The sequence below is a fragment of the Kitasatospora cineracea genome, from assembly GCF_003751605.1.
Lineage (GTDB): Bacteria > Actinomycetota > Actinomycetes > Streptomycetales > Streptomycetaceae > Kitasatospora > Kitasatospora cineracea.
Genome location: NZ_RJVJ01000001.1, coordinates 4,960,431 through 4,974,309 on the forward strand (window position 1 = coordinate 4,960,431; position 13,879 = coordinate 4,974,309).

A 13,879-nucleotide genomic window follows, 5' to 3' on the forward strand; every position below is an offset into this window, starting at 1 on the left:
GGCCGCACCACCCGACCAGCACGGAACCCGCAGGAGGAACCATGCGCGAGCGGATCGACCGGATCGCCGAACCCTGGGGCGACCGCACCCCCTACCGGCCCGGGCAGCCCTGGCCGGTGCGCCGGGACGCCCACCTGACGGGGGACGGGGTGGACCGCTGGGTGCCCGCCGCCTCGCTGCTGCACTCCAACGGCGACGCGATGGACGTCGCGGTGCGCGACGGCCGGATCGTCGGGGTGCGCGGCCGGGCGGACGACCGGGTCAACCGGGGGCGGCTCGGCCCCAAGGACCTGTTCGGCTGGCAGGCCAACCACGCCCGCGACCGGCTCACCGTCCCGCTGGTGCGGCGCGGCGGAGAGCTGGAGGAGAGCGACTGGGACACCGCGATGGGCCTGGTCGTCGACCGGAGCAAGCACCTGCTGGAGGAGCACGGGCCCGGCGCGATCGGCTTCTACACCTCCGGCCAGCTGTTCCTGGAGGAGTACTACACGCTCGCCGTGACCGCCCGCGCCGGCATCGGCACCAACCACCTGGACGGCAACACCCGGCTGTGCACCGCCACCGCCGCCGAGGCGCTCAAGGAGACCTTCGGCTGCGACGGCCAGCCCGCCTCCTACACCGACGTCGACCACTGCGACACGCTCGCCCTGTTCGGCCACAACATGGCCGAGACCCAGCCGGTGCTGTGGATGCGGGTCCTCGACCGCCTCGCCGGGCCCGAACCGCCCCGGCTGCTGTGCGTCGACCCGCGCCCCACCCCCGCCGCCGCCCGCTCCGAGGTGCACCTCGCGCCCCGGACCGGCACCAACGTCGCCCTGCTCAACGCGCTGCTGCACGAACTCGTCCGCACCGACCGGATCGACCACGCGTACGTGCGGGCGCACACCGTCGGGTACCAGGAGCTCGCCGCGGGCGTCGCGAAGTGCACCCCGCAGTGGGCCGCGCGGATCTGCGACGTGCCCGCCCGGGAGATCCAACGCGCCGCCGAACTGCTCGGCGAGGCGCGGAAGTTGCTCTCCACCGTGCTGCAGGGCGTCTACCAGTCGCACCAGGCCACCGCCGCCGCCGTCCAGGTCAACAACCTCCAGTTGCTGCGCGGCATGCTCGGCCGCCCCGGCTGCGGGGTGCTCCAGATGAACGGGCAGCCCACCGCCGAGAACACCCGCGAGTGCGGCGCCGACGGCGACCTGCCCGGCTTCCGCAACTGGGAGAACGCCGCGCACGTCGCCGAACTCGCGAAGCTGTGGAACGTGGAGGAGGAACGCATCCCGCACTACGGGGCGCCCACCCCCGCGATGCAGATCTTCCGGTACGCCGAACAGGGCTCGATCAAACTGCTCTGGATCTCCGGCACCAACCCGGCCGTCTCGCTGCCCGAACTCGCCCGGATCCGCGAACTCCTGCGCAGCGAGGGCCTGTTCACCGTCGTCCAGGACCTCTACCCGACCGAGACCGCGCTGCTCGCCGACGTCGTGCTGCCCGCCGCCACCTGGGGCGAGAAGACCGGCACCTTCACCAACGCCGACCGCACCGTCCACCTCTGCGAGCAGGCCGTCCAGCCGCCCGGGCAGGCCCGCCCCGACCTCGACATCCTGCTCGACTACGCCCGCCGGATGGACTTCCGCGACCGCGACGGCGCCCCGCTGATCGGCTGGCACGACGCGCCCGGCGCGTTCGAAGCCTGGCAGCGCTGCTCCGCCGGACGGCCCTGCGACTACACCGGCCTCAGCTACGAACTGCTGCGCGAGCGCGGCGGCATCCAGTGGCCCTGCGACGCCGAGCACCCCGACGGCACCGAACGCCTCTACTCCGACGGCATCTCCTGGGCCGCCCCCGACACCTGCGAGACCTACGGGCGCGACCTGGTCACCGGCGCCGCCGTCTCCGAGACCGAGTACCGGGCGCTCAACCCCGGCGGCAGGGCGGTGCTCAAGGCCGCCGAGTACCTGCCCCCGCACGAGGACGTCAGCGCCGAGCACCCGCTGCAACTCACCACTGGCCGCACCCTCTACCACTTCCACACCCGCACCAAGACCGGCCGCACCCCCCAACTCGACGCCGCCGCACCCGGGATGTGGGTCGAGATCGGAGCCGGGGAGGCCCGTTCGCGCGGCCTCGGCGAGGGCGACCTGGTCGAGGTCGCCACGGCGCGCGGCGCCGTCCGGGCCCGGCTGCGGGTCACCGCGATCCGCGACGGACTGCTCTTCCTGCCCTTCCACTACGGCTACTGGGACACCCCCGGCCGCACCGGACCCGGCCCCGACGGCGGCCGCGCCGCCAACGAGACCACCGTCACCGACTGGGACCCGGTCTCCAAACAGCCCCTCTACAAGACGGCCGCCGCCCGCCTCACCCGGATCGCCCCCGCCGACGGCACCCCCGCCCCCGCACCCACCACCACCGCCTCCGCGCCCGCCGACCCCGCCGCCGCACCCCCCACCACCGGCGGCCCCGACGCGCTCGCCGACCAGCGGCCCGACCCCGCCCCGGAGGCCACCCCGTGAACCCCGTCGAAACCGTCCTGCGCACCCTGCACGACGACGAACTCGCCCTGCACGACGACCTGCTGGCCGCCGCCGAGGACCACCGCGCCGAACACGAGTTCCACCACGTCGCCACCGACACCGCCCGCTGGTCCGCCGAGCACGCCCGCCTGATCGCCGCCGCCGCCGCCGACCGCGGCCTGCACCTGCCCGCCGACCGCGACCCAGCCGCCCTCACCCGGCTGCGCCGCAAGGCCGCCGAGGACCTCGCCCCGCGCCCCGACGGCCCGCCCGGCCTGCTGGCGGCGCTGACCGCCCTGCACCTCGCCGCGAGCCGCAACTCGCTGCACTGGGAGATGCTCGCCCAGGCCGCGCAGGCCGGCCGGGACGGCGAACTCCTCGACCTGGCGAGCCGCTGCCACCCGCAGACGCTCCGCCAGATGCGCTGGACCAACACCCTGATCAAGACGCTCGCCCCGCAACTGCTGACCGCGAGCTGACCGCAACCGCCCTGCCAGGAGGCAGACATGCGCATCGGATACACCCTCATGACGGAGCAGCGCGGCCCGCGCGACCTGGTCGCCGACGCGGTGCGCGCCGAACGCGCCGGTTTCGACTTCGCGGTGATCTCCGACCACTACTCCCCCTGGCTGGACGAACAGGGCCACGCCCCCTACGCCTGGGCGGTGCTCGGCGCGGCCGCCCAGGCCACCGCCGAACTGCCGCTGATGACGTACGTGACCTGCCCGACCGTCCGCTACCACCCGGCGGTGGTGGCGCAGAAGGCCGCCACCGTGCAGCTGCTCTCCGAAGGGCGGTTCCGGCTCGGGCTGGGCAGCGGCGAGAACCTCAACGAGCACGTGGTGGGCCGCGGTTGGCCGCCCGTCGCGGTCCGCCAGGAGATGCTGGCCGAGGCCGTGGAGATCATCCGGGCACTGTTCGCCGGCGGGTACGTCACCCACCACGGACGGCACTACCAGGTCGACGGCGCCAAACTCTGGGACCTGCCCGAGCAGCCGCCCCCGATCGGCGTCGCCGTCTCCGGCCCGGTCTCCTGCGCCACCGCCGGACGGCTCGCCGACCTGGCGATCGCCGTCCAGCCCGAGCGCGAGCTGCTCACCGCGTTCGCCGAGGCGGGCGGCGCGGGCAAACCCGCGGTCGGCCAGGTCCCGGTCTGCTTCGACCGCGACCGGGACGCCGCCGTCGCCCGCGCGCACGCCCAGTTCCGCTGGTTCGGCGGCGGCTGGAAGGTCAACGCCGACCTCCCCGGCACCGCCGGCTTCGCCGCCGCGAGCCAGTACGTCCGCCCCGAGGACGTCGCCGACTCCATCCCCTGCGGCGACCGGGTCGAGGACTTCCTCGAAGCCGTCCGCCCCTACGCCGAGGCCGGGTTCGACGAACTCGCCCTGATCCAGGTCGGCGGCGACAGCCAGCCCGCGTTCACCGAATGGGCCGAACACGAGCTGCTGCCCGCCCTGCGCGCCGCCTGACCCGGACCGGGCGCGGGGCGCGCGAGGGTGTCAGCCGCCGAACTCGGCGAGCGCGGCCGCCACGATCGCGTCCAACCGGGCGTGGTGCGCCCCGCGCCAGTAGACCTGGCCGCAGTCCGCGCACTGGGCGAAGACGTCGTACGAGCGCTCGGTCCCGTTCTCGATCCGGCCCTGCACCGTCTCCTTGGCGGCGGCGCGCAGCGTGCCGTTGCAGGCGGTGCACCTGGTCCACGGCGCCAGCGGCGGGGCGAACCGGGAGAGCACGTCGCGCAGCTGGTCGGCCGGCCGGTGGCTGTAGACGTAGCCGCCCGCCCACAGCTCGCGCCGGTGCAGCAGGCCCCGGTCGCGGGAGAGCAGCACCCGCTGCTCGGCGGCCGACCGCGCGGCCAGCGCCGGGTCGCCGATGTCCACGTTCTCGTACGCGGCGTCGACGCCGAGCAGCCGCAGCCGACGGGCCAGCGTGCCCAGGTGGACGTCGAGCAGGAAGCGGACCGGCCCGGCCGGCCGCTGCGGCCTGGTCACCCCGAGCACCGCGACCCGCGCGCCCGGTCCGGCGACCCGCGAGACGGGCACGGGCTCGCCGTCGACCCGCAGCCCGCCGACCTCGGTGAGCGGGACGCCCAGCGACTCGACCACGTGCCCGAGCGTCGAGGTGCTGTCGGTCCGCACCGCGACGGGCCCGCCGCGGTGCCGGGCTCGGACGAAGAGGTGCAGGTCGGGGGCGAACTCGATCCAGATCTCCGGTCTCTCCACGGCACCAGCATGCCAGCGGCCCCCAAGCGGTTTTCCGCCCCCGCCCCCGCCGCCGCCCGCTCCCGCCCCGCCCGCTCCCGCCGCCGGGGTCGGCGCCGGTCAGGGCTTGAACAGCACCTTGACCGCGCCGTCCCGCTTCTGCTGGAACATCGCGTACGCCTCCGGCGCCTCGTCCAGCGGCAGGTGGTGGGTGGCGAAGGAGTCCACGCCCAGCGGATCGGCGTCGGTCAGCAGCGGCAGCAGCTCGTCCGTCCAGCGCCGCACGTTGGCCTGGCCCATCCGCAGCTGCACCTGCTTGTCGAACATGGTCAGCAGCGGCATCGGGTCGGCCGCGCCGCCGTAGACGCCCGCCACCGAGATGGTGCCGCCGCGTCGGACCAGCTCCACCGCCAGGTGCAGGGCCTGCAGGCGGTCCACCCCGGCCCGCTGCATCAGCGCCCGGGCCAGCGCGTCCGGCAGCAGGCCGGTGAGGCGCTGCGCCGCCGTCGCGGCGGGGGAGCCGTGCGCCTCCATGCCGACCGCGTCGACCACGCTGTCCGGGCCGAGGCCGTCGGTCAGGTCGCGCACCGTCTGCGGCAGCAGGTCGGGCCGGTCGTTCAGGTCCAGCACCACCGCGCCGCGCTCCCGGGCCCGCCGCAGCCGCTCCGGCACCATGTCGACCCCGATCACCTGCCGCACCCCCGGGCGCAGCAGCGCCATCCGCACGCACATCTCGCCGATCGGCCCCAGGCCCAGCACCAGCAGCGTGCCGCCCTCCGGCACGTCCGCGTACTCGAGGGCCTGCCAGGCCGTCGGCAGCACGTCCGAGAGGAACACGAACCGGTCGTCCGGCGGCCCGTCCGGCACCTTCACCGGCAGCGTGTCGCCGAACGGGACGCGCAGCAACTCGGCCTGCCCGCCCGGCACCTGGCCGTACAGCTTGGTGTAGCCGAACAGCGCCGCGCCGCTGCCGTACTCGCGGACCTGGGTGGTCTCGCACTGCGAGTGCAGCCCGTCCGCGCACATCCGGCAGGTGCCGCAGCTGACGTTGAACGGCACCACCACCCGGTCGCCCGGGCTCAGCGTGCGCACCGCGCCGCCCACCTTCCGGACGGTGCCCATCGCCTCGTGGCCCAGGACGTCACCCGGGTCCAGGAACGGCCCGAGCACCTCGTACAGGTGCAGGTCGGAGCCGCACAGGCCGGTCGAGCTCACCTCCACCAGCACGTCCGAGGGGTCCTCGACCGCCGGGTCGGGCACCTCCTGCACCCGGACGTCCCGCCTGCCCTGCCAGGTCACCGCGCGCATCACGCGCTCCTTCCGTGGGAATGGTCAACCCGCCTGCGGGCCGGGCTCGTTGTTCTCGCGCCCGGCCCGGTCGCCGAGCGCGGTCAGCCGCGGCACCAGCCGGCCGGTGCGCCCGGCCGCCGCGGCGCCCGGCAGGTCGTGCTCGGCGACCCGCCCCGGGCCCGGCAGCAGCCTCCCCGCCGCGCCCAGCAGCGCCCCGAACGACGCCGGGGCCACCCCCTGCAGGCGCACCGCGAGCTTCGCCGCCGGGGTCAGCACCAGCTCCGGCCGCCCCCGCTCGGCGGCCCGCACGATCCGGCGCGCCGCCCGGCCCGCGTCCATCGACAGCAGCGGCGTGCTCGCCGCCGTGCCGAACCACGCGTACTCCAGCGGCGCCCGCCCGGAGAACCGGGCCGCCCGGTGCGAACCCGTCCGCATCAGCCCCGGCACCACCGTCGTCACCTGCACCCCGCTGCCCGCCAGCTCCATCCGCAGCCCGCGGGAGAACGCCGCCAGCGCGGCCTTCGCCGTCACGTACGGCAGCAGGTGCGGCGCCGGGACGGGCCCGCCGATCGAGGCGACGTTCACCAGCGAGCCCGTGCCGCGCTCGCGCATCCCCGGCAGCACCGCCAGCACCAGCTCCACCGGCGCCGCCAGCATGACGTCCCAGGAGGCGCGGAAGTCCTCCTCGTCCAGCGCCGCCAGCGGCCCGACCTGGATCACCCCCGCGTTGTTCACCAGCAGGTCCAGCGGACGCCCCAGCCGCTCGGCCGCCTCCGCGGCCACCGCCCGCCCCGCGCCCGGCACCGACAGGTCGCACTCCAGCGCCGCCCGCCGGGACGTCAACCGGCCCAACCTCCGCTCCGCGAAAGCCAGCTCGGCACCGTCCCGGGCGCACACCGCGACCCGGCAGCCGCGCCGGGCCAACTCCTCCGCGACCAGCAGGCCCAGCCCGCGCGACCCGCCGGTGACCAGCGCCGCCCGGTCCGCGAAATCCGTCCGTGCCACGTCCGCCACCTCTCCTCCGCACACGACTGCACCACGCCTGCCCGAGGTGCAGGGGAGGAAACCGGACGATAAGAGATGTACGGGGACATTCATCCGTTTCTGCCCGGCCCGGCCGGTTAGCCGGGTCGGTAGGACCCCACGACCTCCACGCTCCGGAAGGACACCCATGACTGCCGACGACACCCGATCCGACCTGCCCGGTGAGCCGAGCGCCGGGCAGCCGACGGTCGAGGAGCCCGTCGAGCCGCGCCCGCCGCTGCCGCCGAAGCCCGACCAGGCCGCCCCCGAGCCCGTCTCGGCGACCGGCCGCGGCCCGCAGGACGGCAGCGGCCCGGTCCGCGCCCAGGACGGCGCGTACCTGACCAACGCGCAGGGCACCCGGCTGCCGGACTCCGACCACTCGCTGAAGGCCGGACCGCGCGGCCCCGTCCTGCTCCAGGACCACCACCTGCGCGAGAAGATCACCCACTTCGACCACGAGCGGATCCCCGAGCGCGTCGTGCACGCCCGCGGCGCCGCCGCGCACGGCGTGTTCGAGAGCTACGGCGCGGGCGCGGGCCTCAGCAAGGCCGGGTTCCTCGCCGCCGGGGCCAGGACCCCCGTGTTCGTCCGCTTCTCCACCGTGCTCGGCTCGCGCGGCTCCGCCGACACCGTCCGCGACACCCGCGGCTTCGCCACCAAGTTCTACACCGACGAGGGCGTCTTCGACCTGGTCGGCAACAACATCCCGGTGTTCTTCATCCAGGACGCGATCAAGTTCCCGGACGTGGTGCACGCCGCCAAACCGCACCCCGACCGGGAGATCCCGCAGGCGCAGTCCGCCCACGACACCTTCTGGGACTTCGTCTCGCTGCACACCGAGGCCACCCATCACACCCTGTGGAACATGTCCGACCGCGGCATCCCGCGCTCCTACCGGACGATGGAGGGCTTCGGCATCCACACCTTCCGGCTGGTCGCCCCCGACGGCTCCACCTCCCTGGTCAAGTGGCACTGGAAGCCCAAGCTCGGCGTCCACTCGCTGACCTGGGACGAGGCCCAGCTGATCGGCGGCACCGACCCCGACTACCACCGGCGCGACCTGTACGACGCCATCGAGGCCGGCGCGTACCCGCAGTGGGAACTCGGCATCCAGGTCATGCCCGACACCCCGAGCAGACCTTCGAGGGCATCGACCTGCTCGACCCCACCAAGATCGTGCCCGAGGAACTGGCGCCCGTGCAGCCGCTCGGCCTGATGACCCTGCACGCCAACCCGACCAACTTCTTCGCCGAGGTCGAGCAGGTCGCCTTCCACCCCGGCCACCTGGTGCCCGGCATCGACATCACGGACGACCCGCTGCTCTCCGGCCGGCTGTTCTCCTACCTCGACACCCAGATCACCCGGCTCGGCGGCCCCAACTTCGCCCAGATCCCGATCAACCGCACCCACGCGCCGGTCAACGACATGCTGCGCGACGGCTTCCACCAGGACGCCGTGCACACCGGCGTCGCCCCCTACAAGCCCAACTCGCTGGACGGCGGCTGCCCGTTCTTCGCCGGCGCCGACGAGCGCGCCTTCATCGAGCACCCGCAGCCCGTCCCGGCGGCGAAGAAGGTCCGGGAGGCGCCCGCCTCGTTCGACGACCACTTCTCGCAGGCCCGGATCTTCTGGGCCAGCATGACGCCCGTCGAGCAGGAACACATCATCAACGCCTACGCCTTCGAGCTCGGCAAGTGCACCGAACCCGCCGTCCGCGAACGCACCCTGCGCGTCCTGGCCCGGATCGACGGACGGCTGTGCGCCCAGGTCGCCACCGCCCTCGGCCTGCCCGCCCCGGACGGCGACCCCGCCGACGGGCCCGCCGAGCCCAGCCCCGCGCTGTCCCAGCTCGGCCGCGACTGGCCGGTCGCCGGACGGACGGTGGGCATCCTCACCGGGCCCGACACCGACCCCGTCGCCCTCGACGCCGTCCGCCGCGCCGCCCTCGCCGCCGACCTGGTGCCGCTGGTGGTCGCCCCCACCGGCGGCGACCCGGCCGAGGTGCAGCGCAGCTTCGCCACCGCCCGCTCCACCGAGTTCGACGCCGTCCTGCTGGCCGGCGCCCCCGCCCCGGCCCCCGACGCCACCCCCGCCCGCGACGCCCGCGCCGCCGGGCCGCACACCGTCCTCGACCCCCGGCTGGCCCTGCTGCTCGACGAGACCTGGCGGCACGCCAAGGCGATCGGCGGCTGGGGCGACGCCCGCGAGGCCCTCACCGCGGCCGGCCTCCCCTCGGACGGGCCCGGCGTCGTCCTCGGCACCGACCCGGTCCAGGTCCTGCGCGAGGTCGCGGACCTGCTCGCCGGACACCGGGTCTGGGACCGCTTCCCGCCGCCCACCGCCTAGATTCCCCGCCCGGGACGGCATGAGCGGGCGGCAGCCGGGCAGACGCAGGACGAAACCACACACAACGAGATGAAGGAGGACATCCCATGGTCCCGCTTCTGCTGGTCCTGCTCCTCGCCCTGATCCTGTTCGGCGCGGGCTTCGCGGTGAAGGTCCTCTGGTGGGTGGCGATCGTCGTGTTCGTGATCTGGCTGGTGGGCTTCATCGCCCGCAGCACCAACTCGACCGGCGGCCGCGGACGTTGGTACCGCTGGTAGCGGAACCGCGGTACCGGTACCCGGCCGGCGGGGCGGAGGCGGAAAGCCTCCGCCCCGCCGGCGTGTCCGGGGCCCATCGGCCGTCAAGGGGCGGTGACACTCACCAAGTGGCGGTGACTCACCAAGGGGAGGTGCGGGGACGGGTGTTGTCGAGCAGCGGCGGCGAGTCCGGCTGCCACTCGATCATCATGATGGTGGCGTCGTCGGTGAGGTTCTCGTCCTGGTGCTCCAGGATCGCGTGCATCAGCCGGCGCAGCGTCTCCGGAGCCGTCTCCCCGGCACCGGCGGCCCGGATCACGAAGTCGGTGAACCGGGCCAGGCCGAAGAACTCGTGGTTGGCGCCCTTCGCGTCCACCACCCCGTCGGTGTAGATCAGCAGCCGGTCGCCCGGCTTGAGCGAGAGGGTCCGCACGCTCCGCGCGGCGCCGGTGTAGTGGCTCAGCCCCAGCGGCAGCTCGCCGGGACCGTCCAGCGCGCCCGGGACCACCTGGCCGGAGCGGATCAGCAGCGGGTGCGGGTGCCCGCAGTTGGCCCAGTGCAGGGTGCCGGTGGCGATGTCCAGGCGCAGGAACACGCCCGTGGCGAAACGGTCCGGGAACCAGGTGTGCAGCGCCTCGTCGATCGTGTCGACCAGGTCCGGCAGGTCGGCGCCGTTGCGGCGGGCGTTGCGGCAGGCGGCCAGCGCCAGCGCGGCGGTCAGGCCGGACGCCAGGTCGTGGCCCATCGCGTCCAGCACTGCGGCGTGCAGCACCCCGTCGGCCAGCGAGTGCTCGAACGCGTCCCCGCCCAGCCGGTAGGCCGGCTCCAGGACGGCGGTGGAGATCGCCCGGTCGGTGCAGACGGTGCGCGGCGGCAGGAAGGCCCGCAGCATCTCGGACGGCAGGCTCATGGTGTCCGCCCGGGTGCCGTGCGCGTAGCTGTCGCTGGTGTCCCGCTTGGAGGTGATCACCATGGCGAGCACCGAGGCCAGCAACCGGCAGCGGCGCACCGCCTCCCGGTCCAGGGCCGACGTGCGCAACCCCAGCACGCCCAGCCGCTCGGCCCCGTCGGTGAGCGGGAACCAGGCCACCAGCCCCTCCCCGGTGTCCTCCGCCACCCGCATCGAACCCGTCCGGAACGCCCACCCCGCCAGCGTGCCGTCGATCGGCAGGTCCGGGCCCTGGGCCAGGGCGACCAGGCGGTGCTGCTGGATGTCGGCCAGGTACACGGCGGCCGAACCGAGGCCGAGCGCCCGGGTGTACTGCTCGGCGAAACGGGGCGCGTCCCGCGGGTCGAGGGTGCGGCCCGCGGTCAGGAACTGCTCCAGCAACTGCTCACCGAGGTTCAGCGGCTGAGTGCGGTCGGCCATCGCTCACACCGACCTTGCCCGCCGGTCCGGCACGCCCTCGGCCCGGCGTTCCGCCGGCAGGAGCGGGCCGGACGGTGCTCCGTCCGGCCCGGCCCCGCCGTGGCAGCCCAGCCGCAGCTCGCGTTCGAGCTCGTCGATCCGGGCCGCCACCGCCCCCGGGTCCGGCCGGGCGGCGCCGGGACGCTCGCGGTCCAGGGCCACCGTCCCGACCAGGCGGTGCAGCAGCAGGACGGGCAGCGCCACCGGCCACAGCGCGCCCGAGCACAGCGCGAACGCCTCGGTCTGCTGACGCTCCTGCCGTTCGAACGTGCGGACCCGCCGCGCGTCGACCGCCTGCGCCCCGCCCCTGTGCAGGAAGCGTTCCCGCCCCCGCCGGAAGACCGCGCGGGCGGTCAGCAGCCCCCCGAGCAGGTAGCCCGCCACCACCCCCAGACAGAGCACCACCACCGCTGATCGCCTCCTCGCTCCTCGAAAGCCTCCTGGCGAGCCTCCGGACACGTCGCACGTATGCCCGACATTCCGGACCTCAACGGGCCGTCGGCCGCCCGGATCGATCAGCCGCCCGGGCGATCAGCGCTCGGACCGGCCGCCCGGGCCGCGCGGGGGAACCGGCCGCCCCGGGTCCTCCTCCGGTGCCTGCTCCGCCGAGGCGCGCTCCTCCGGGGTGCTCCAGGAACCGGCCCGCCCGGCAGCCGGCCCCGCAGCCCCCGGGGGGCGCCGCCGGTTCCACCACCGGCTGCCCCAGACGAACGCCCCGATCAGCAGGACCGCGATGATCAGCGCCGGAATGATCACCACCAGGAGGGACGGGCCGCTCGACTCCGCCGCCAGTACCGTCTCGACCGTCATGACCTGCTCCTTCCGTTCCGGCGGGCCCGCCCGTGCGGACCCGCGACGTGGAGCGTCTACCCGGACGAATCAGGATGAATGCCCGATAGGACCTGATATCGGGGTGTCGTTCCCGGAGGCCCGGGTAGGCGGTACCTCTGTCGAAGCGGAACGGCCTCCAGGACCGATCCGACTCCTGTTCGGGGAATCCCATGAAGAATTCGAAGTTGGCAGCCGCCGTGGTCGGGGGCTACTTCCTCGGGCGCTGGCACAAGGCCCGTTGGGCGCTCGCCCTGGCCGGTCTGGCGGCTGGAAAGAGAATCAGCACCAATCCCGGTGTCCTGATCGGTCAACTCCTCGAGTCCTCACCGCAGTTGCGCGGTTTGGTGGACGAGATGAGGGGCGACCTGACGGAAGCCGGCAAGAACGCCGTCGTGGCCGCCGCGAGCAACCGGATGGGCTCGCTCACCGACCGCCTCCAGCAGCAGACGGAGGCCGTCCGCGACCGCACCGCCGCCCGCGACCGGGACGAGGAGTCGGACGACTCCGAACCGGACGAGGAGCCGGAGGAGCCCGAGGACGAAGAGCCCGAGGACGAGGAGCCCGAGGAGCCCGAGGAGCCCGAGGACGAGGAGGAGCCCGAGCCGCCGCGCCGCCGGACCTCCCGTACGAGCAGCACGAGCAGCACGAGCAGAGCGAGCAGCACGGGCAGCAAGGGCAGAGCGAGCAGCAAGGGCAGCACGGGCGGCGCCGCGAAACGCCCGGCCCGATCGACCGCCGCGAAGAAGACGGCGGCGCCGCGCAGAGCCGCAGCAGACCGGAAGAGCAGCGGCGGCGGGAGCAGCGGTAGCGGTGCGAAGAGCACGAAGAGCACCGGCAAGCGCGCGCCGGCCCGGAAGACGGGGACGGGGTGAACGGCGATGGCCAGGCGGTCCGATGACGGTGGGGCGGGCGCGGGCGGCGTGCTCGACGCCCTGCCCACCGAACAACTGATGGATCAGACCCGGGAACTGGTGTCCGCGCTGGGGGAGCGCGTGGCGGCTGCGGCGAGCGACAAGCTCGGCGCGGTGACCGAGCGGCTGGTCGACTACGTCGCCAACGGCGGCAGCAGCAACGACAGTGACGGGGGCGGGGGCGGGGGCGGGGGCTCCATGGCGAAGACCCTGCTGGGCGCGGGCGCGTCCGGGCTGAAGCAGGCCGTGACCGGGAAGCTCGGCGGCGGCGGGGGCGGTGGTGGCGGAGGGAACAAGGAGACCAAGGTCATCAACATCGTCGAGCAGATCGACGTCGGAGTCCCGGTCCGGGTCGCCTACAACCAGTGGACGCAGTTCCAGGACTTCCCGAAGTACACCAAGCGCGTCGAACAGGTCGACCAGTCCTCCGACGAGAAGCTCAGCTGGAAGGCCGGGATCTTCCTCTCGCACCGCACCTGGGAGTCGACGATCGTCGAGCAGGTCCCGGACGAGCGGATCGTGTGGCGCTCCAAGGGCGCCAAGGGCTCGGCGGACGGGGTGGTGACGTTCCACGAGCTCACCCCCAACCTCACCAGGATCCTGCTCGTCCTCGAGTACCACCCTCAGGGCCTGTTCGAACGGACCGGCAACCTGTGGCGCGCGCAGGGCCGCCGTGCCCGGCTGGAGCTGAAGCACTTCCGCCGCCACGTGATGACCCGCACGATCCTCGACCCCGACAGCGTCGAGGGCTGGCGCGGCGAGATCCGCGACAGCGAGGTCGTCCGCTCGCACGAGGACGCCGTCAAGGAGGAGGAAGAGCAGCAGGACCAGGACGAGCAGGACCAGGACGAGCAGGACCAGGACGAGCCGGACCAGGACGAGCCGGACGAGGACGGCTACGACGAGGACGCCGAGGACGGCTACGAGGAGGACGAGGGCGAGCCCGATGACGAGGGCTACGACGAGTCCGACGGCGAGGAGGAGTACGAGGACGAGGGCGACGAGGACGAGCCCGACGACGAAGACGCGACCGAGGACGACGACGAGGAAGAGGAGGAGAGCGAAGAACCGGAGCGGCCCGCCCGCCGCGGCTCCCGCCGGACCTCCTCCCGGAAGAGGTGAGAAC

The 13,879-nt window shown here is 74.2% G+C and carries 12 protein-coding genes and 1 pseudogene; 7 read left to right on the top strand and 6 right to left on the bottom strand.

Going from position 1 to position 13,879, the window contains the following annotated elements; translation table 11 throughout:
* The first annotated feature begins 41 nt into the window (after window positions 1–41).
* Genes EDD39_RS22520 through EDD39_RS22530 form a run of 3 tightly spaced genes read left to right on the top strand, consistent with a single transcriptional unit; the run spans window position 42 to window position 3,973 of the window.
* Complete coding sequence (locus EDD39_RS22520; protein ID WP_123558706.1) at window positions 42–2,504, top strand: molybdopterin oxidoreductase family protein; 2,463 nt, start codon at window positions 42–44, stop codon at window positions 2,502–2,504.
* Window positions 2,501–2,983 carry a hypothetical protein gene (locus tag EDD39_RS22525; protein ID WP_123558708.1) on the top strand — a complete coding sequence of 161 codons (483 nt, stop codon included), beginning with the start codon at window positions 2,501–2,503 and terminating at the stop codon, window positions 2,981–2,983. The genes EDD39_RS22520 and EDD39_RS22525 overlap by 4 nt, the downstream gene beginning before the upstream one ends.
* A gap of 27 nt (window positions 2,984–3,010) precedes the next feature.
* Window positions 3,011–3,973 carry an LLM class F420-dependent oxidoreductase gene (locus EDD39_RS22530; protein ID WP_123558710.1) on the top strand — a complete coding sequence of 321 codons (963 nt, stop codon included), beginning with the start codon at window positions 3,011–3,013 and terminating at the stop codon, window positions 3,971–3,973.
* Window positions 3,974–4,003: 30 nt separating this feature from the next.
* Here EDD39_RS22530 and EDD39_RS22535 read toward each other — a convergent pair whose 3' ends face one another.
* The 3 genes from EDD39_RS22535 to EDD39_RS22545 all read right to left on the bottom strand — a co-directional run bounded on the left by EDD39_RS22535 (window position 4,004) and on the right by EDD39_RS22545 (window position 7,000).
* Entirely contained in the window at window positions 4,004–4,726 is a 723-nt protein-coding gene (locus EDD39_RS22535; protein WP_123558712.1) for a Mut7-C RNAse domain-containing protein, read from the bottom strand.
* 99 nt (window positions 4,727–4,825) lie between these two features.
* Window positions 4,826–6,013 carry an alcohol dehydrogenase catalytic domain-containing protein gene (locus EDD39_RS22540; RefSeq protein ID WP_123558714.1) on the bottom strand — a complete coding sequence of 396 codons (1,188 nt, stop codon included), beginning with the start codon at window positions 6,011–6,013 and terminating at the stop codon, window positions 4,826–4,828.
* Between the two features lie 24 nt (window positions 6,014–6,037).
* Entirely contained in the window at window positions 6,038–7,000 is a 963-nt protein-coding gene (locus EDD39_RS22545) for an SDR family NAD(P)-dependent oxidoreductase (RefSeq protein WP_244256919.1), read from the bottom strand.
* A gap of 166 nt (window positions 7,001–7,166) precedes the next feature.
* On the opposite strand from EDD39_RS22545, the pseudogene EDD39_RS22550 reads away from it, so the two are divergent.
* Window positions 7,167–9,367: pseudogene (locus EDD39_RS22550) on the top strand (catalase).
* An 86-nt stretch (window positions 9,368–9,453) separates the two neighbouring features.
* Entirely contained in the window at window positions 9,454–9,624 is a 171-nt protein-coding gene (locus tag EDD39_RS22555) for a hypothetical protein (protein ID WP_030918119.1), read from the top strand.
* A gap of 118 nt (window positions 9,625–9,742) precedes the next feature.
* Here EDD39_RS22555 and EDD39_RS22560 read toward each other — a convergent pair whose 3' ends face one another.
* The 3 genes from EDD39_RS22560 to EDD39_RS22570 all read right to left on the bottom strand — a co-directional run bounded on the left by EDD39_RS22560 (window position 9,743) and on the right by EDD39_RS22570 (window position 11,821).
* Entirely contained in the window at window positions 9,743–10,972 is a 1,230-nt protein-coding gene (locus EDD39_RS22560; protein WP_123558718.1) for a PP2C family protein-serine/threonine phosphatase, read from the bottom strand.
* Window positions 10,973–10,975: 3 nt separating this feature from the next.
* Window positions 10,976–11,419 (bottom strand): hypothetical protein, encoded by a 444-nt coding sequence (locus EDD39_RS22565; RefSeq protein ID WP_123558720.1) that lies wholly within the window; start codon window positions 11,417–11,419, stop codon window positions 10,976–10,978.
* A gap of 123 nt (window positions 11,420–11,542) precedes the next feature.
* A complete protein-coding gene (locus tag EDD39_RS22570) occupies window positions 11,543–11,821 on the bottom strand; it encodes a DUF6479 family protein (protein WP_208765563.1) in 279 nt (92 codons plus the stop codon).
* A gap of 191 nt (window positions 11,822–12,012) precedes the next feature.
* On the opposite strand from EDD39_RS22570, the gene EDD39_RS39730 reads away from it, so the two are divergent.
* Window positions 12,013–12,714 carry a hypothetical protein gene (locus EDD39_RS39730; protein WP_162870081.1) on the top strand — a complete coding sequence of 234 codons (702 nt, stop codon included), beginning with the start codon at window positions 12,013–12,015 and terminating at the stop codon, window positions 12,712–12,714.
* Between the two features lie 6 nt (window positions 12,715–12,720).
* Window positions 12,721–13,875: an SRPBCC family protein gene (locus EDD39_RS22580; protein WP_123558722.1), complete on the top strand. Its 1,155-nt coding sequence runs from the start codon at window positions 12,721–12,723 to the stop codon at window positions 13,873–13,875.
* Window positions 13,876–13,879 lie beyond the last annotated feature (4 nt).